Here is an 18,571-nt window from a genome sequence, read left to right on the forward strand (position 1 = left end):
GGTAAAAAGCACCTTGTTCATTGATTTTTTTCTAAAGATTCTAATGATTTGCCAAAATCAGGAAGCCCATGCTGAATAGTTACAGCTTTTTTTGAATGCAAGGAAGGGGGGCCGGGAAAAATATGGAGGCCCTCCTTTCCCTTGTCAGGCCTGCTTTTGCCCTGAAGAATCTCTGTTTTGCGCCTTCAGCTCAGAAGAGCGTTTGGAAAATCTGGATTTGTGGTTGCGGATTTTCGCCCCTTCTGGCTGAGGAGATTTGCCAGGCTTTTTGCCTTGTCTTTTTTCGCTGGAAGAACCAGGGCTGACGAGGAGGTTTTTCTGCCTCATCTTGCCCTGGATCTCCTTTTCCACAAACAGGGGGGCTCCCGTCCAGGGATCCATTTCCGTCCAGTACATGGCCGCAGACCAGGTGGAGGGCGTGGGAGTGAAAATCTGGACCTGCTCGGGGTTCAGCCTGAGGGTGTTCCGGGCGTAGGCGGCCAGACTTTCCATGTCCTTTTCCGTGCATCCGGGATGGGCGGCGATGAAATAATAGGTGAGAAACTGAGGTTTTCCTGCCTGCCGTGTTTCACTGAAGAAAAGATCCCGGAAGCGGAGGAGACTTTCAGGTCCGGGCTTTCCCATGGCTGCCAGGACATGGGGGCAGATATGTTCCGGTGCCACCTTCATCTGACCGGACACATGGTGGGTGACGAGGTTTTTCAGGTAGGCGGGTCCCTTTTTTGTGTCCGCAAGGAGAAGGTCATAGCGCACGCCTGAGGCAATGAAGACCTTGCGCACGCCATCCAGGGAGCGGATTTTTTTTAAAAGCCTCTCCTGGGCGCTGTGGTCGGGTTTCAGAGCCGGGCAGACTTCAGGGTACAGGCAGCGTTTATCGGAGCAGCTTCCCTTTTCCCGTTTTTTTCTGCACTCAAATCCGTACATATTGGCCGTAGGCCCTCCCAGATCCGGAATAATCCCCTTAAAATCCTTGCGCTGTGTGAGTGTTCTGGCTTCCTCCACCAGGGCATCCAGGCTGCGGGATCGCACGGTACGCCCCTGATGCACGGCAATGGCGCAGAAATTACACTCCCCATAGCATCCGTAATGGGTGGTGATGCTGTGGCGTATGGTTTCCAGGGCGCGCACCGGACCTTTCTGGGCGTCTTCGGGGTGCAATTCCCGGGTAAAGGGCAGGCGATGGATGGTGTCCAGTTCCTGGGTGTCCGTGTAGGGAAAGGGCGGATTCTGGATGAGAAAACGATCGCCATGGGCCTGGGCCAGGCCTTGGGCCGTGAGAGGGTCGTTGTTGGCGTAAAAGGTGTGGAACATGGAAAGAAAGGCTTGTTTGTCCTGGGCCACGGTTTCATAGGAGGGCAGCACAAGAAAATCCTCGGGCACTTGTTTTGCGATGCGGCATAATCCCCGGATGGCGTCCGGGGATTTTTTTTCCGCAAGGCAGTGGGCAAAGGCCAGGATGCTGGATTCCGCCATGCCGTAAAGCAGATAATCCGCCTTGGCGTCAAAGAGGATGGAACGCCGGATTTTGTTGTCCCAGAAATCATAGTGGCTGATGCGGCGCAGACTGGCTTCAATGCCGCCAAGGAGAATGGGAACCTGGCCTTTGAAATAGCGGCGGATCCGGTTGGCGTAAACGATACAGGCCCGGTCCGGCCTGCGCGTATTCAGGCCGCCAGGGGTGTAATCATCGGATTTTCTGCGTTTTTTCAAGGCCGTGTAATTGGCCACCATGGAATCCACGCTGCCTGCGGACACGCCCCAGAAAAGGCGGGGTTCACCGAGACGCGTGAAGTCTTCGGCCTTTTCCGGGTCCGGCTGGGCAATGATACCCACCCGGAAGCCTGCGGCTTCCAGCACCCGGCCGATGAGGGCAATGCCCATGGAAGGGGCGTCAATGCAGGCATCTCCGGTAATGAGAATGACGTCCGGACGATCCCAGCCCCTGCGGGCCATCTCTTCACGGGTGGCGGGAAAAAAATCAGAAGTGCGGAACATGGGTATCCTTTTCTAAGCCTGGGACCCGAAAGAAGAGGTCAAGGGCAGAACCTTTGATGTTTTTTTTGGAAAAAGGGCGACTTGGGGCTTCAGGCCTTTTCAGAATTTCTGAAAACAGGGGGGAGGCGGTGGAAAACAGAGGACAAAGGTGCTGCCCTGGCCGGGTTTGCTGTGAATGGAAAGAATCCCCTGATTTTTTTCGATAAACTCCCGGCAGATCACCATGCCAAGGCCTGTTCCCGTTTCTCCGTCGGTTCCCGGAGCGGAAGTGCTGCAGCATCCGGAAAGAAGGTTATGGAGAACGATGTCTGTCATGCCTCTGCCCGTATCACTGATGCGGATCTCCGGACCTGTGGCCGTCGCTTCCGCAGTGATGGTGATTTTTCCGCCTGGATCGGTGAACTTGATGGCATTGGAGACAATATTTCTCAGGACCGAGGCCATCATGTTGGCGTCTGCAAAAATGTGCAGGGTTTTGGGGATTTTTCCCCGAATTCCGATGTTTTTATTCTCAGCGCTTTCCTTGAAGAGGGAGAGCGTGGACTGGATGAGGGTGGAAAGGTTGAGAATCTCAGGCTGACAATCCTGAAAACCGCCGCCGGATCGGGTCCAGTCGAGAAGTTTTTCCACCATCTGATACAATTTCAGGGTGGATTCATGGGCATGGGTGATGAAACGCCTGCGTTCCTTTTCTGTGTATTCGCCATAGTTTTCCCGCAGAAGGCTGAGAAAGCCGAGAACACTGCTGAAGGGTGCTTTGAGGTCATGGGCGACCACAGACAGGATCTTCTCCTTTTCCCGGTTGATGCGTAAGAGCTGATCCTTTTGCTCCTGAAGCATCATGTGCAGACGGATGCGGGCAAGGATCTCCTCCTGCTGAAAGGGCTTGCAGATGTAATCCACGGCTCCGGCCTGAAAACCCGCCACCTTGTCCGCCGTATCCGTGAGCGCTGTCATGAAGATGACAGGAATGTTACGGGTGTCCGCATCCGCCTTCAGGGCGTGGCAGGTGCTGAAACCATCCATTTCCGGCATGATGATATCCAAGAGGATAAGGTTGGGTTTTGAGATCTTTGCCATCTGGAGGGCGGTTTCGCCATCCTGGGCCACCAGGGTGCGGTAGCCTCCCTGATCCAGGCAGTGAAAGAGGATGCCCAGATTGGCGGGGTTATCGTCTGCAATGAGGATGGTTTTCATAGCCTGTCTGGAAATTCCTTGCGCCATCTGTGTTGGGTAATTCGGAAAATCCGCCTTGGAAAAAGGATGCAGGAGCTGGGCCTGGAAAGAAAGGCTTTCAGCTCTCTTCTTCTGCGGAGGCTCTTTTTTCTGTTTCCAGATGCATCAGCCACTGGTTGAGTTCCCGGATCCGGAATTGGCCCGCCAGTTCCTTCACATATTTTGAAAACTCGGGGTACTCCCGGACCTGCTCCTTATCCGAGCACCAATCCTGAATGGCAGAGATGTCTCCCAGCCTGACGAGTTCATTGAGTTCCATGATCCGGGCAGGTGCGGGAACCCGGAAGCTCTTTTTCAGGGAAGAAGAGGGTTTCGGATTTCCGGAAATCCATACCATGGGAAGGTGGGTGCATAAAACCTCAAAAAGCTGCTGAATGCGCACGGGCTTGGAAATGAAGGCTGCACAGCCCAGGCGCATGCTTTTTTCAATGACATCCGGCGTTGCGCTGGCGGAAACGGCGATGATGGGGGGAAGGGTTCCGGAAAAAAGGGTGGCGATGGCTTCAATGCAGGTAAATCCGTCCATGCCGGGCATGATGAGATCCATGAGAATGATGTCTGGTCGTTTTTTCCTGCACAGGGCGAGAGCCCTTTGTCCGGAGTCCGCCTGTTCCACGATGAAGCCTAAGGGAGAGAAGACATCCACAAGAAAGGTGCGGTTTTCCCTGCCGTCGTCCACCACAAGAATCTCCAGGGGCTCACTCTGATGATCCGTGCGCCTGTAGGCGATGATGTTGTCACAGGGAAAGGAGGGCCTTTCGGATTCGGGTTTGTCCGGAGCCTGGGGCAGGGGAATGGAAAACCAGAAGCGACTGCCCTTTCCGATGCGGCTTTCCACAGAGATCATACCCCCCATCATACGGACGAGATACTGGCTGATGGACAGACCCAGGCCCGTGCCTTCGGGCTTGGGTCCCACATGCTCCACCCTGGAAAAGGGTTTGAAGATAAAGGGCAGATCCTTTTCCATGATGCCGATGCCCGTGTCCGAAACTTCAAATAGAATCAAGCCCTTTTCCTCCATCCGGACATGGAGTTTGATTTCCCCTTTTTCCGTGAACTTGATGGCATTGCCCAGGAGATTGAGCAGAACCTGACGCAGGCGGTGTTCATCGCCTGTGACGGTCACAGGCAGGTTGTCTCCCAGCAGAATTTCCAGGGCAAGGCCCTTTTCCCTGGCGCGGGTGCGGGCCATACCCGCCGTACTCTGCACAAAGGAGGAAAGTCTGAAAGGCTGGGGGATGAGGTCCATCTTACCAGCCTCAATCTTGGAAAGATCGAGGATATCGTTGATCATCCGGAGAAGGTGTTCCCCACACTGGCGGATGACCTGGATGCGTTCCTGATCCTTGGTATTGAGGCGATTTCCGTCCCTGTGCAGAAGCTGGGCATAGCCCAGGATGCCGTTGAGAGGGGTGCGGAGTTCGTGGCTCATGCTGGCCAGAAAGGCGCTTTTGGCGGAACTGGCCTCGTCCGCCCTTTTCTTGGCTTCACGCAGCTCCATGTTGAGGCGGGTCAGCTTGGTGTTGGCCTGGGTGAGGGCCACGGTGCGGTCCAGAACCTGATGCTCCAGGTTCTCACTGTGGCGCAACAGCCTGCGGTCCCGTTTTTCGGCTTCCTGCAAAGCCATGTTCAGGTGGGCGAGTTTGGTATTGGCTGCGGTGAGCGCCATGGTGCGTTCCATTACCTCCCGTTGCAGGGTGGCCTTGTGGTGGGTGAGGGCGGCCTCCCTTTCCTGGATTTCCTGGATCATGTTGTTAAATCCTGAAATCAGCACTCCGATCTGATCACCCTCAAAGACAGGGGCGCGGATGGCGTAGTCTTTTTTTTCTGTGATTTCTTCCACGGTCTGCACCAGGCTGAAGATGGGCCTGAGAAGGATGCGGCGCAGGTGCAGGGAAAGAAAAAAAGCCAGCACGGTGCCTGTGAGGAAGGTGAATAAGGAAAAGGCATAGAGTGTCTTCTTTTGCTGCATATGCTTAGAGAGGTCCATGCGGAGCATGAGAACGGCTGTGGGAAGATCGGGCTCTCGGATTACCAGGCGAAGCTCTCCGCCCCTTGGCATGGGAATAGGATCCTGGGGGAAGGCATCAAAGATCCGGGGAGGTTCCCAGAAAATCGGGCCTTCTTCCGTTTTCCAGGAAGCGAGGAGATGGCCGTTGTCAAGGTAGAGGGCGGCGGCTGTGATGGGGCATTCTTTATCTTCTGAAAAATCCAGCATCTGCTGTGCTGTTTCCGGGTTCTTGGAAAAAAGGGCTGCAAGGGCCCTCGATTTTGCGAGGTCTGTGCTGAGGGCCATGTGGCGCTCCAGATTCTGCTGGAGTAAGGCTTTGTCCCTGAGAAGAAAAAAAAGGATGGAGACCCCGAGGATGAAAACAGCCGTGAGGAAGATGGCGGCCATGAACTTGGCCTGCAGGGGACGTTTGGAAAAAATGCGCTGGACCCAGGAAGAAATCATGGCAAAGCCCTATGTATGGCAGAATGTGTGGCGCTTGAAATGCCGTAAGGTCGTCTCAGATCCAGGGATCTCCCTCCAGCCGGGCATCGTCGTGGGCGGCGGTGACCCGTACCCGCACCTTCTGGCTGAGAAGGGTATCCGGACCTTGGGCGAGAAGGGTCTGATAATTATCCGTAAGGCCTTTGAGTTTTCCGGTTTTTTTATCCCTGTGACGTTCAAAAATCACCTCAAGGGTTTCGCCCGTAAGGCTTCTGGCAAAAGCAAGCTGTTTTTTTTCGCCCATCTCCCGGAGTCTGGAAGAGCGTTTTTTGGCAATATCCTGGGGAACGGGGTCGGGATAGTCGGCTGCTGGTGTTCCCGGTCTTGGGGAGTAGGGGAAGACATGGAAATAGGTAAGGGGAAGGGCCTTGATACGCGCTTCGGCCTTTTCAAACTCCCCATCCGTTTCACCGGGAAAGCCCACGAGGATATCCGCGCCAATGGCGGCTTTGGGCAGGGCTTTGCGCAGGGTGAGGATGCGGTCTGCGTAAAATCCAAAGTCATAGGGACGGCCCATGGCCCTGAGAATGGCATCGGATGCGCTCTGCAGGGGAATGTGGAAATGAGGGGCGATGCGGGCGTCCGAAGCGGCAAGGTGAATGAGGCTGTCGCTCACTTCCACAGGCTCCAGGGAGCCGAGGCGGAGACGGGGACAGTCCGGATCCGCAAGGAGCAGGCGCAGCAGCTGGGTGAGATCCAGACCGGGTTCAAGGTCTGCGCCGTACATTCCCACGTGGATGCCGGTGAGAACCACTTCCCTGTAACCTGCCTGGGTGAGGCTTTTGACCTTTTCCCGCAACGTATCCGGGTTCAGGCTGCGGCTGCGGCCTCTGGCAAGGGGGACAATGCAGTAGGTGCAGAAGGCGTTGCATCCATCCTGGATTTTGAGGAAGGCCCGGGTACGGCCCATGTCTCGTGCAGGGGCGGGAATATCCTGAAACCGGGTTTCCTCACAGGCCTTTTCCCCATGGCAGGCGGGATAGGGCAGGGGATTGCCAGTTTTAAGATGCTCCAGGAGTTCGGGAATCCTATGCTTGTCCGTGTGGGAAACCACATGATCCACGCCTTCCATGGCTGCGATTTCCTTGCCCTCGGTCTGGGCGCAGCAGCCTGTGACCATGAGCAGGGCTTGGGGGTTGTGCCGGACAAGGTTACGGATCTGCTGTCTGGACTGGAGGGCGGCTTTGCCTGTGACCGTGCAGGTGTTGAGGATCAGCACCGCGGCATCCCGGATTTTTGCGGTTTTTTGCCAGCCTGCGGCCTCCAGGCAGGCGGAAATGGCGTCGGATTCCTGCTGGTTGACCTTGCAGCCCAGGGTGGTGATGAAGAAAAAAGCCATGGAACAACTTTCATGGGAAGGAGACAAGGTCGCCTGTCCGGTAATTGGTTTGAATGTTCATTTTATTGGTCAGCGCTTCAGGGGCTCCGCCTGGTCAATGAAGCCGCCGCCCAGAACCCGGTCGTTCTCGTAGAACACCGCACCCTGACCGGGCGTGACTGCGCTCTGAGGGGTTTCAAAGCGGACAAGGGCTGTATCCGGGGTCAGAGGGGTCAATGTTGCGGCCACATCCCGGTGACGGTAGCGGATTTTTACGGTCAGGACAAGGGGTTCCGCAGGCTCTGAAATGAGCCAGTTGATGCGGTGCACCCGACATCCAGAGGCCAAAAGCGCATCTTTGAACCCCACCACCAGACGATTTGCGGAAGTATCCAGGGCCAGGACATGGTAGGGCGCGGGACCGGGGCAGCCAAGGCCCCGGCGCTGTCCGATGGTATAGCGGTGCAGGCCCTGATGCTGACCGATGATTTTCCCGTCCGGGGTGACAATGGGGCCGGGGCGGGTCTGAACATGACCGGAAGCTTCCAGAAAATCGGCATAGCCCCCATCCGGAAGAAAGCAGATATCCTGGCTTTCCTTTCCGGAGAGGGGGGCGATTTGTGCCTGATCCGCCCTTTGCCGTACGGCTTCCTTGGTCCACCCGCCCAGGGGAAAGCGGATGCGATTGAGGCGGGACCGGGGAATCCGGGAAAGAAAGTAGGACTGATCCTTGCCTGCGTCCAGGCCCCGGAAAAGCCCTGGACCGCCATCGTCTGCAGGAAGGATGCGGGCATAGTGGCCTGTGGCCACGGCGGAACACCCCAGATTCGCCGCAGCATCCATGAGCGCGCCGAATTTGATGACAGCGTTGCACACAAGGCAGGGGTTGGGCGTGCGACCCGCCTGATAGGCTCCCACAAAATCACGGATCACTGTGCGATGAAAAAGATCGGATAAATCCAGGATTTCAACGGGGCATCCAAGCCTCTGTGCCAGAATATCCATCTCCTCCCGGATCGAAGGACTCTGATATCCTGTGAGAAAGTGGACCGCGCGGATTTTTTGTCCCTCTTCCTGGAGAAGGCGGGCCGTCACCAGGGAGTCGATGCCGCCGCTGACAGCCACAAGGACAGGACTCATTCAAAGAACTTCTCGGTTTTGGTGGCCTTGATGCACATGGCCCGTGTGGGACAGGTGAGGATGCAGAGTTCGCAGATACTGCATTTTTCCTGGTCAAAGATCACAGACATGTCTGGCCTGTGTACGGAAAGGGCGCCCGTGGGACAAACGGCGGTACAGGCGCCGCAGTGGGTACAGCGGGACTCATCCCGGGTGATTTCCTGGCCCGCATTCTGGACATCAATGCCTTCGCCCTGAAGATAGGCCAGCCCCTGACGGAAGTTTTCCCTGGGGCCGGAAAGCTCCAGGACCATCATCCCTTCCTTTCTGGGAAGGATCTGGGCATGGAGAATATTAAAGGTAAGGGCAAAATTGCGGGCAAGATTGCAGACCAGGGGTTTCTGGCTGGCTTCCGCCGGGAATCGCAGGATCAGAATTTTCGATTGCAAGGGAACCTCCTCCTTTGGGTCAGCATATGAAACCAGAAAATCTATTCGCCCATTGGGTCCTTGTCAAGGAAGGCTTTGAAAAATTTTGAGATTTCTGCTCTTTTTCCTGAGTGCTTCAGGCCTTACTTGACAAGGGCATGGCCCCTCTTTATGCTTTTGCCCACCAAAATCAGCAACAGAGATTTCCCCATGTTTGCATATTCTTATCACGCCAGTGCCCATGGAAAGGCCCATGCTGACTTTTCGAATCCCTCTGAAACCCGCAGCTTTTCTGATCCTGTGGCTTTTTTTCTGCCTGTGGGCGGAGCGCTTGCATGGGGCGGAGTCCCTTTCTGGCACAGAACCTCTCATCGTCGCCCAGGATTATGCCTGGCCGCCCTTTGCCTTTCTGGATGAAAGGGGACAGCCCCAGGGGGTTCTTGTGGATCTGTGGCAGGCGATGGGCCGCCAGATGGGGCGGGATGTGGTTTTTTTTCTTACGGACTGGAAGGGCAGCATCGAAGCGGTTCGGGAGGGAAAGGCCCATGTGCACGGCGGCCTCATCGCTTCTCCCGAACGCTCGGAGTTTTTTGATTTTTCAGCTGATATTCTCCCTGTGCAGGCCTTTATCTTTGTTGCTTCTGCGGGGATGCCTCTTGATCTTTCAGAGCTCCGGGGGCGCAAGGTGGGTGTGACCGAAGGAAGTTATGAGCAGGAATTCATGGAAAAGGAGTATCCGGATGCTCTGCTGATTCCCTTTTCCAACAACGAAAGGATGATCCAGGCGGCTTTGGCGGGAAAGATGGATCTTTTCGTGGCGGACTATCCCGTGGGGCTTTACCTTCTGGACCGCCATGGGTCCCCAGGCGTTTTTCATCCTTTGAAAATGCTTTATTCCCGGAATCTTGCCGCAGGCTTTCCCAGGGGAAACGAGGCTTTGCAGGAGGCCCTTGACGTCTGCCTCGCCACCTTGAGCAAGGAAGAGATCCGCCGCCTTACCCAGCGCTGGATGCGCAGTGAAAAGGTGGAGGTGCTGCCTTTCTGGTTCTGGCCGGGGCTGGGGTTTGGGATTTTTTTCCTCGTTTCTTCAATTCTGGCGGTTTACAGCCTGGCGCTGAGGCGGCAGCGGCGTTGGCTTCTCGGAGAAGTGGAGCGCAAGAATGCGGCGCTCAGACAGAGTGAGGCGGAGTTCCGGCTTCTTTTTGAAAATGCAGCCACAGCACTCATGGTGCATGACCGGGAGACCTGCGCGGTCATCCATGCCAATCGCCGCGCTGTGGAGAGGCACGGACCTGTGGCAGCACCCGGTGGCGTTCATACCCAGATGTGGACGGAAAGTCCCTATACCTTTGAGGATGCCCAGCGCTGGTTTGCCCGCGTGCGGGAAGAGGGGCCCCAGCGCTTTGAGTGGAAATCCCGCACTGTTGCGGGGCCGGAGTGCTGGGAGGATGTGCATCTCCATGAAGTTCGGCTTTCAGGGGTTCTGCGCATTGTTTCCACGGCTGTGGACATCACGGAAAGAAAGAAGATCGAAAAAGACTTTCAGGACGCCAAGCGCGCTCTGGAGGCGGCCAACCTGGCCTTGCAGGAAAGCGAGGTGAGGTTCAGAAGCCTTGCGGATAATACGGCGGCTGGGATCTATGTGCTTCAGGGAAGGCGGTTTAAGGTGGTCAATCCGGCCATGAGCCAGATCCTTGGTTATGAAGAGCAAGAGTTGCTTTCCCGGGACCTTTCTTTTTTTGTGCATCCGGATGACCGGGCTTTGGTGCTTTCCAGGGCAAGGGACAGACAGGCCGGACTCGGGGTTCCTCCCAGATATGAAATGAAAGTGCTTACCCGTGACGGACTTGCCCGATGGGTGGAAGTCAGCGCCGTGTCCTTGCGATATCAGGGCAGACCGGCCATTTTCGGGACTTTCTTTGATATCACGGAGCGCAAGGAGGCAGAGCGTTTGCGTGAGGAAAGCATGGCCCTGTTGCGCAAGGTGTCGGTGAATATTCCCGGCGTGATTTACCAGTTCCGCATGCGGGCGGACGGAAGGTCCTGTTTCCCTTATATCAGCAGCCGGATCCGGGAAATTCTGCCGGTGAGCCCCCAGGATCTGGCCAAGGACGCCGGTCCCCTGCTCAGCCGTATTCATGCCGATGACCTCTCTTCTGTTTACAGCAGCATGCGGGTATCGGCTCACCGTCTTCTTCCCTGGCGTGCTCAGTTTCGCGTACGCTATACCAGTGGCGCTTACCGTTGGTGCGAGGGGCAATCCACCCCTGAAAAGGAAAAGGATGGCAGTGTTGTGTGGTACGGTTATCTTGTGGATATCCAGGACTGGAAGGATGCCCAGGACCGCATGACCCACATGGCCCTGCACGACACCCTCACGGGACTGCCCAATCGCATCCTCTTTGAGGATCGCGCTGGTCAGATTCTGGTGGAGGCGCAGCGGGAGCAAAGGGCCTTTGCCCTTGTTTTCATAGATCTGGATCACTTCAAGCCTATTAACGACACCCTGGGCCATGGGATTGGGGACCAGGTGCTGAAGGAAGCGGCGGTGCGGATCCGTGAGCATATTCGTGCATCGGACACCGCTGCCCGCATTGGGGGGGATGAATTCGTGGTGCTTCTGCGCGGTCTGCATGACCGGGGAGATGCGGAAAAGGTGGCGGAAAAAATCCGACGCGCCCTGAAAAATCCCATTGTCGTGGGAGAGCGGCCTCTTCAGATATCGGCGAGTATCGGAATTGCCCTTTACCCTGAGCATGGTCAGGATCTCATCACCCTGACCACCCATGCGGACAGGGCCATGTACAGCTCCAAGAAAAGGGGAAGGGACGCGATTTCCTTTTATGCGGAAGCTTTGACTGCAAAGTGAAAAAAGCGCATATGACCCGTTTAAAACCCAGTGACAGACTGAATAAGGAGAACAGCCATGGAGGATGCAAGACAGCCCCTTATCCGTTTTGAGGATCAGGTGGTACTCATTACGGGTGCGGGCGGAGGTCTGGGTCGGGCCTATGCCCTGGCCTTTGCCGAGCGTGGTGCCAAGGTGGTGGTCAACGACATTGGCGCAACCCGTGACGGAGCAGGCAGCTCAAGGGGGCCGGCCGAAGCGGTGGCTGCGGAAATCCGCGCCATGGGGGGGGAGGCCATCGCCAACACGGATTCCGTTGCGGACGCCGATGGGGGAGAGGCCATGGTGGCTTCCGCCGTGGCCGCCTTCGGGCGGTTGGATGTGCTGGTGAACAATGCGGGAAACCTGCGGGATACAAGCCTTGCCAAAATGAAGCCTGAAGATTGGAATGCCATTTTGGATGTGCATCTGAAGGGCGCCTTCTGTGTCACGGCTCCCGCCTTCCGGGTGATGAAAAATCAGAACTATGGACGCATTCTCTTTACCACGTCTGCCGCCGGACTGTACGGCAATTTCGGCCAGACCCATTATGCCGCAGCCAAGATGGGGCTTGTGGGGCTGATGCAGGCCCTGGGCATTGAAGGCATGAAAAACAACATACAGACCAATGCCATTGCCCCTCTGGCGGCTTCCCGCATGACAGAGGATCTTCTGCCCGGAGAGGTTCTTGAAAACATGAGCCCCGCCACGGTTGCCCCTCTGGTCCTCTGGCTTGCATCCAGGGAGTGCCGTGAGAGCGGCGGCATTTTCAATATGGGGCTTGGCTGTCTCAACCGGGTGCAGCTGGTGACAGGCCGGGGCTTACGCTTTGATCCCAAAAAAGGCCTTTCTCCGGAATCCATTGCAGGCATGTGGTCGGAGGTTTTGTCCATGGAAGGGGCGAAAGCCTATCCGGATATGAATGCCTTTGTGCTTGGACTGTTTTCCTGATCTCGGGCCTTTTTCATTTTTAAGGACATATGAATCGTTTTGCCTTTCTCTCCACAACCTTTGCCCTGAAAAGACTCTATCGTTTTTCCAATGCGAAAACCGCCATCAGTGGTGCGGAAAATATCCCGGACGGGCCTGTGATTTTCACGGTCAATCATTTTACCCGGATTGAAACTCTGTTTCTTCCCTACCATCTGGAAGAAATCACGGGCAGACCCATCTGGTCGCTGGCCCACCATGCCCTTTTTTCAGGCGCGCTGGGTGGCTTTCTTGAAAAGGCCGGAGCCGTATCCACAGCAGCGCCGGATCGGGATCGTCTCATCCTGAAAAGCCTTCTCACGGGGGAGGCCCACTGGGTGATTTTTCCCGAAGGCAGTATGGTGAAAAGCAAAAAGGTGATGGGAGAAAACGCCTTTCTTGTGGACAACGGGGAGGGGAGAAGCCGTCCCAGAACCGGTGCAGCCAACCTGGCCTTGCGGGCGGAATTTTATCGTCAGCGTATTTTGCATCGCATGGCCTCTGAGGGCAGGGATGCGGCCATGGATATTGGTCGGCTCTTTGACCTGGAAGGTCCGGAAAGGGTTACGGCGCAACCCATCCGCATTGTGCCGGTGAACATCACCTATTACCCCCTTCGGGCCCGGGAAAATGCTCTGAATCGTCTGGCCGCCTTTCTTGTGGATGCCCTGCCCCAGCGCGTAAGTGAAGAGCTGATGACCGAGGGCAGCATGCTGCTCGATGGCGTGGATGTGGACATCCGTTTCGGAAGACCGCTGGAAGTGGCGGGGTATCTGGGAGATCCTGCCATTGGCGCAGACATTGAAAGTCCGGAGGCCTTTGGCACGGATGACCCCATTGCCTCCCTGAACGCCCTGCGCCGTGCGGCCCTTGACCTGATGCAGGACTACATGGCCGCCATTTATGGCATGACCACGGTGAATCCGGATCATCTTTTTGCCACCATTCTCCGGGAAATGCCCGAAGATCTCATTGACATGGAGGACCTGAGGCGCAGGGTCTACCTTGCCGCCACCCTTCGTCTGGACAGCCAGCGCCTTTATCTGCACAAAAGTCTTGCCCAGAGCCAGGTTCATCTTATCACGGATGACCGTTTTGGCCGGTGTGCGGATTTTTTCCGCTACGCCCAGGATACGGGAGCCCTGACCCTGACAGAAGAAGGAAAGCTTCTGCGCAACAACGCCAAGCTGAAGGCCGACTATGATTTCCATGATATCCGCATAAGCAACCCCATTGCGGTGATGGCCAATGAAATTGAACCCCTCACCCTGCTGCGGCCCCACCTTTTCCGCCTGGCTCGGGAAACGGCCTTTCACATTAAAAGGCGTCTGGTGGCCCACCTTCTGGAAAAGGGCATGCGCAGCTTTGATGAAGCCCGCATCCGTTATGGAGGATCTGCGGTTCTCACGGATCGGGAAAGGGGGCGACCCTTTCTTCTGGAAGGGGAGGAAGGAAAGATGGGGATTCTGCTCATCCACGGCTACCTGGGTCTGCCGGATCAAATGCGCACCCTGGGAGAAGCGCTTCAGCGCCAGGGGTTCTGGGTTTATGGCCTCAGGCTTCCCGGTCATGGCACTTCTCCGGAAGAACTTGAGAAAATCCGGATGGATCAGTGGGAGGATGCGGTGATGGAAGGCTATGCCCTGCTCCATGTGCTCTGTGGACATGTGGCTGTGGCGGGGATATCCCTGGGCGGCCTTCTCGCCTGTCTTCTGGCGGTGCGCATCCCCAATCTTGCAGCGCTCTGTCTCATGGCAACCCCTTCCAGAATTCAGGCCTACAGGCTCTGCGATGATCCGGGAAGCGCCCTCTGGGATCGCATCCTCTCCCGCATTCGCGTGGGGAAAAAGGACAAGCTGCGACTTCCCTGCGGGCTTGAAACTTCGGATACAGGCTATGCGGAGCATCCGGAAACGGCCTTTCGGGAGATGGCCTTTGTGGTGGAAAAGGTCCGGGCCCAGTTGTCTTTGATCCGGGTGCCTTGCATGGTACTCCAGAACCGGGAGGATCCCCTGGTAGACCCGGAAGCGGCCTCAGACATTTTTGAGCGCCTGAAAACAGCGCATAAGGAGCTGCATGTCATGGATGGGGGGGTTCACAATCTTTTGTCCGAAGGGACTGCCATTCGGGTTCTGGGAATGATCGGGGATTTTTTCGCGTTGTGGGAAAAAGGTCCGGAGCGCCTTGCAGAAGCTATCCTTCCTGTGGGGCCCGGAGCCTTTCCCCTGTCCAGGTAGATGGTGGGTTGTATGCGGAAACCTGCAGGGCTTCCTTTTTCCGGGTGATGAAAGTGAGGCAGGCCTCCCCAGAAACCGGGCGGCTGAAAAGATAGCCTTGGAAGGTATGACACCCCAGATCCAGAAAGTGGGCCAGTTGCTCCGGCTGCTCCACACCTTCAACAATCACGGTGATCCGGAGAGTCTGGCCGAGCTGCACGATGCTGCGTATGATGTGCGCATGGATACCTCCCTGGGATCGTAGGGTGAGAGAACGGTCAATCTTGATGGTGTCAATCTGAAATTCCCGCAGATAGCGAAGGGAGGTGTGTCCCATGCCAAAATCGTCGATGGCCACGAGGATACCCATTTCCCGGACCTGCTGAAGTGCGGCTACGGTGAGGGCGTTGAGCTCCAGCACGGTGGACTCGGTGAGTTCCAGTTCCAGAAGGCCGGGAGTAAGACCGGATTGGTCCAGGATGTTTTTGATTTTTCTGGGCAGCTGGGGATCCAGAATCTGCTGAGGAGACACATTCACGGACATGGTGAGACTATCGGGAACCTGGCCTTTCCAGGCAGCGCGCTGACCGCATGCCTGTGTGAGGACAAAGAGCGTGAGCCTGTCCATGCACTGGATATCCTCGGCAAGGGCGACGGTAAGGGGCGGTGGGATGAGGCCGTACACGGGGTGACGCCAGCGAAGAAGGGCTTCAACCCCATGCACATGGTTTTCCAAGGCATTCACCTGGGGTTGGTATTCAAGGAAGAGCTGGGTGTTTGTAAAAAGCGCCCTTTCGAGGTCATTGGCGAGGATTTTGGCAAGGCGGCCTTCTTCGCCTGGCCGATCAATGCACCGGTGTCCATTGGGGCTGGAGACGGAGTGGACGCTGGTCTGGAGAAGGGCTTGTAAAACCCGCTGCCCCTGGCGTTCCCGCAGGCGATCGGAAAGCCGTACAAAGGGAAGGTAGACCGCTGTGCCCAGGGCAAGATTCACCGCCTGGAAGAGTGCACCCGCCATGGACCCTGTGGAAGCGAAGCCGCTGACAAACACAGGCGTGGTCCAGCCTGGTTCTGCAATGGTTCGCGGTATGAGGTTGACACATAGTACCCAAAACGCTAATCTTTATTTAAATTTATTCATAAAAATAAACAGAGAGGCGCAATGGAGTTTTTCCCAAGCCGGATTGCTGCAAAGATGCTGGGAGTTCATCCCAACACTTTAAGAAAATGGGCAGACAGCGGCAAAATCCGGTTCATCAAGTCAGAATCAGGCCAGAGGCGTTACGATGTCAGGGGTTTTGTAGGGGAAAGAGAAAAGCATGAAATCATCTGTTACTGCCGGGTCTCCAGCCCGAAACAAAAAGACGATCTGCAAAGACAGGTCGAGTTCATGCAGAAAAAATACCCCGAAGCGGAAATCATCCAAGACATCGGAAGCGGAATCAATTTCAAACGAAAAGGTCTGCGTTCCATTCTGGAACGCGCAATGCGGGGAGATAAGCTCACGGTTGTATCTGCCCACCGTGACCGACTATGCCGATTTGGATTCGATCTCATTGAGTGGATTATCCGTTCGGGCGGCGGTGAGGTCGTGGTTCTTGACGAAACTCAGCTCTCACCCGAACAGGAGCTTACTCAGGATCTCCAAGCCATCCTGCACGTCTTCTCCTGCCGGATGCACGGACTCAGAAAGTACCGAAGCCAGATTGCAGAAGATCCAGCCATCCCCGGAGCAGAAGAAGCTCTTCAAGACCTGGACGGATGCGAGCCGCTATGTCTTCAACAGGACAATTGATTACCTGAAATCCTGCGTGAACTTCACGCCCTCCTGGATGGATGTCAAAAAAGACCTGCTCAAACAGCTACCCGCCTGGTGCGATGCCATTCCTTTTCAGATCAAGGGCATGGCCGTGAAAGAGGCCTGCGGAGCTTTTTGGGCAGCGGATAACCGGGAGCCGAAATTCCGCTCCAGGAAAGCACCGGAACAATCCTGCTTCATCCCGAAATCCGCCCTTTCTGAAAAAGGCATTTACCCAAGAATCTCCGGAAAAGGACTTCGTTTCACAGAACCCCTTCCGGAAAACCCCATGGACTCCCGCCTGATCTGGCGGTTTAACGCCTGGTGGCTTTCGACTCCGCACAAGTGCAGCACAGCGCAATCCGAGAACCAAGGACGCATTGTTGCCTTAGACCCCGGAGTCCGAACCTTCATGGCCTTTTACTCCCCCGATTTCTCCGGAAAGATCGGAGAAGGAGGCCTTGGCAGAATCCAGAGACTGTGTTTTCACCTGGACAAACTGTTCTCAAAACGCAGCCTCTCAAACAACAGTCAGAAGAAGCGCAGCCTGACAAAGGCCATCCGCAGAATGCAGCAGAAAATCAAAAACCTCATTGACGAGCTGCATCACAAAACAGCCCGTTTCCTGACGGACAATTTCGACTGCATCCTTCTCCCGACCTTTGAAACAAAGGACATGGCTTTAAAGGCCAAACGAAAAATCCGCTCCAAAACCGTGCGTTCCATGCTGACCTTTGCCCATTACCGTTTCAAGATGTTTCTGAAATGGAAAGCATCCCAGCGCGGAAAGACGGTTCTGGATGTCACGGAAGAGTACACCAGTAAAACCCACCCCCAGACCGGAGAAGTCCGGAATATCGGTGGCGCAAAACGTATCCCCCTGCTCAACGGGTCTTGGGCAGACCGGGACGTAACAGGCGCTTTCAATGTTCTGTTGAAAGCTTTGACAGATTCGTCCACGCCGGTGACGGTGTGCAGTTAATGTTAGCGAACATTAAGAAAAAAGGATCGGTCCAGAGCCGTTGCGGCGTAGGCGCTTACGGTTTGCAGGATCGGAGCCAGCAGGAAGGGAATGAGATAGATGGGATTCAGAACCAGGGGAATGCCGAAAAGAAGGGGCTCATTTACATTACACAGGGCCGGAAGCAGGGCAAAGGTGCAGAGTCTGCGATCTCCGCTGTTCTGACTGCGATACAGGATGGCGATGATCAGACAGAGTGTGCTGCCCGAGCCTCCCATGCGTGTGAAGGCATCGAAAAACGGTTTGGTGAAGATATGAATCGCAGGGTCTCCCAGAGCAGCTGCGGCGACATTGGCTGCGCTGGCGGGAAGCAGGATGGATTCTTCAACGGAAAACAGGAGGTTGGGTCCGTGCGCGCCAAAAAACCAGAAAAGCTGGGACAGCCCCGAATAGGCGAGCCCCATGGCCAGGCCGTCTTCCCTGAAGGGAGCGAGGATGGCCTGGGGGACCCAGGCCTGCAAATCCGGAAAACCATAGCTGGTGATGAACATGCGGGCCAAGGCGAATGTGAGAATGGTCAGCATGCCTGCGGGCATCACGGTGAGAATATCCCGGATGACGTAATCATTGCCAACGGCTCCCAGGGGTAGCCGAAGCCGCGGGTTCTGTGCAAGGGCGAGATAGAGTGGCGTTGCCGTTGCTGCAAGGCAGAGGGAGAAAAAAAGGCCCCGATCCAGTGCAAGCCTGACGTCATTGGACCCTGTGGCCACAAAATAGCAGGACAGGACCACGACAAGGGCCATGATGGGACTGACGGTTTTGTGCCCCTGACGCTGGTTGTGCAGGCCCGCCATGACAGCCGCATAGGCGCAAAGCACCGCAAGGGAGGCAATGCCAAAGGAGCCAGCGATCAGGTTGTCGCACAGGGCAAGGCCAGGAGACCCGAGGGTGGCGCTCAGCCAGTTCTGGTAGTGGGACAGGGGAAAGTCCCGGATCATGAGGACGAGAGCGCCGAGCATGATCAGGGGCAGGGCGAGGGCGAGACTGCGCTGAATGGCCAGAAAAAAAATCCGGTTGCCTATATTTTCGCTGATATCAAGGAACTTCAACCTGACCCCATCCCCCATGTTGTTTTTTTCCAGCCGGA

13 protein-coding genes are annotated in these 18,571 nt (G+C 56.0%); 5 read left to right on the forward strand and 8 right to left on the reverse strand.

Annotated features, from left to right (window positions below; genetic code table 11):
- Window positions 1-144 precede the first annotated feature (144 nt).
- The 6 genes from RBR60_RS06180 to RBR60_RS06205 form a co-directional block, all read right to left on the reverse strand.
- Entirely contained in the window at window positions 145-1,995 is a 1,851-nt protein-coding gene (locus RBR60_RS06180; RefSeq protein ID WP_320355014.1) for a YgiQ family radical SAM protein, read from the reverse strand.
- 99 nt (window positions 1,996-2,094) lie between these two features.
- A complete protein-coding gene (locus RBR60_RS06185) occupies window positions 2,095-3,192 on the reverse strand; it encodes a hybrid sensor histidine kinase/response regulator (protein WP_320355015.1) in 1,098 nt (365 codons plus the stop codon).
- A 97-nt stretch (window positions 3,193-3,289) separates the two neighbouring features.
- Window positions 3,290-5,689, reverse strand: coding sequence for an ATP-binding protein (locus RBR60_RS06190; protein ID WP_320355016.1), 2,400 nt, complete (start codon window positions 5,687-5,689; stop codon window positions 3,290-3,292).
- 55 nt (window positions 5,690-5,744) lie between these two features.
- Window positions 5,745-7,067: a tRNA (N(6)-L-threonylcarbamoyladenosine(37)-C(2))-methylthiotransferase MtaB gene (mtaB, locus tag RBR60_RS06195; protein WP_320355017.1), complete on the reverse strand. Its 1,323-nt coding sequence runs from the start codon at window positions 7,065-7,067 to the stop codon at window positions 5,745-5,747.
- Window positions 7,068-7,136: 69 nt separating this feature from the next.
- On the reverse strand, window positions 7,137-8,186 hold the full coding sequence (gene mnmA / locus RBR60_RS06200; RefSeq protein WP_320355018.1) for a tRNA 2-thiouridine(34) synthase MnmA: 1,050 nt from the start codon (window positions 8,184-8,186) through the stop codon (window positions 7,137-7,139).
- Window positions 8,183-8,614: an NIL domain-containing protein gene (locus RBR60_RS06205; protein ID WP_320355019.1), complete on the reverse strand. Its 432-nt coding sequence runs from the start codon at window positions 8,612-8,614 to the stop codon at window positions 8,183-8,185. Before RBR60_RS06205 ends, mnmA begins: the two co-directional genes overlap by 4 nt.
- Before the next feature lie 232 nt (window positions 8,615-8,846).
- Here RBR60_RS06205 and RBR60_RS06210 point away from each other — a divergent pair, with 232 nt between their 5' ends.
- The 3 genes from RBR60_RS06210 to RBR60_RS06220 are packed head-to-tail and all read left to right on the forward strand — an operon-like array spanning window position 8,847 to window position 14,686.
- Window positions 8,847-11,462, forward strand: coding sequence for a diguanylate cyclase domain-containing protein (locus RBR60_RS06210; RefSeq protein ID WP_320355020.1), 2,616 nt, complete (start codon window positions 8,847-8,849; stop codon window positions 11,460-11,462).
- Window positions 11,463-11,519: 57 nt separating this feature from the next.
- Window positions 11,520-12,431, forward strand: a complete 912-nt coding sequence (locus tag RBR60_RS06215; protein WP_320355021.1) for an SDR family oxidoreductase — start codon at window positions 11,520-11,522, stop codon at window positions 12,429-12,431.
- Window positions 12,432-12,460: 29 nt separating this feature from the next.
- Window positions 12,461-14,686 carry an alpha/beta fold hydrolase gene (locus tag RBR60_RS06220; protein WP_320355022.1) on the forward strand — a complete coding sequence of 742 codons (2,226 nt, stop codon included), beginning with the start codon at window positions 12,461-12,463 and terminating at the stop codon, window positions 14,684-14,686.
- Here RBR60_RS06220 and RBR60_RS06225 read toward each other — a convergent pair.
- Window positions 14,643-15,716, reverse strand: coding sequence for an EAL domain-containing protein (locus tag RBR60_RS06225; RefSeq protein ID WP_320355023.1), 1,074 nt, complete (start codon window positions 15,714-15,716; stop codon window positions 14,643-14,645). The genes RBR60_RS06220 and RBR60_RS06225 overlap by 44 nt on opposite strands.
- Before the next feature lie 111 nt (window positions 15,717-15,827).
- Between RBR60_RS06225 and RBR60_RS06230 the strand changes: the two genes are divergently transcribed.
- Both RBR60_RS06230 and RBR60_RS06235 read left to right on the forward strand, forming a co-directional pair.
- Window positions 15,828-16,460, forward strand: coding sequence for an IS607 family transposase (locus tag RBR60_RS06230; RefSeq protein ID WP_320355024.1), 633 nt, complete (start codon window positions 15,828-15,830; stop codon window positions 16,458-16,460).
- Window positions 16,372-17,445 (forward strand): transposase, encoded by a 1,074-nt coding sequence (locus RBR60_RS06235; protein ID WP_320355025.1) that lies wholly within the window; start codon window positions 16,372-16,374, stop codon window positions 17,443-17,445. The genes RBR60_RS06230 and RBR60_RS06235 overlap by 89 nt, the downstream gene beginning before the upstream one ends.
- 2 nt (window positions 17,446-17,447) lie before the next feature.
- Here the strand turns inward: RBR60_RS06235 and RBR60_RS06240 are convergent, their stop codons facing one another.
- Window positions 17,448-18,533: a PTS transporter subunit EIIC gene (locus RBR60_RS06240; protein WP_320355026.1), complete on the reverse strand. Its 1,086-nt coding sequence runs from the start codon at window positions 18,531-18,533 to the stop codon at window positions 17,448-17,450.
- Between the last annotated feature and the right edge of the window lie 38 nt (window positions 18,534-18,571).

This window comes from Desulfobotulus sp., assembly GCF_034006065.1.
Taxonomy (GTDB): domain Bacteria; phylum Desulfobacterota; class Desulfobacteria; order Desulfobacterales; family ASO4-4; genus Desulfobotulus.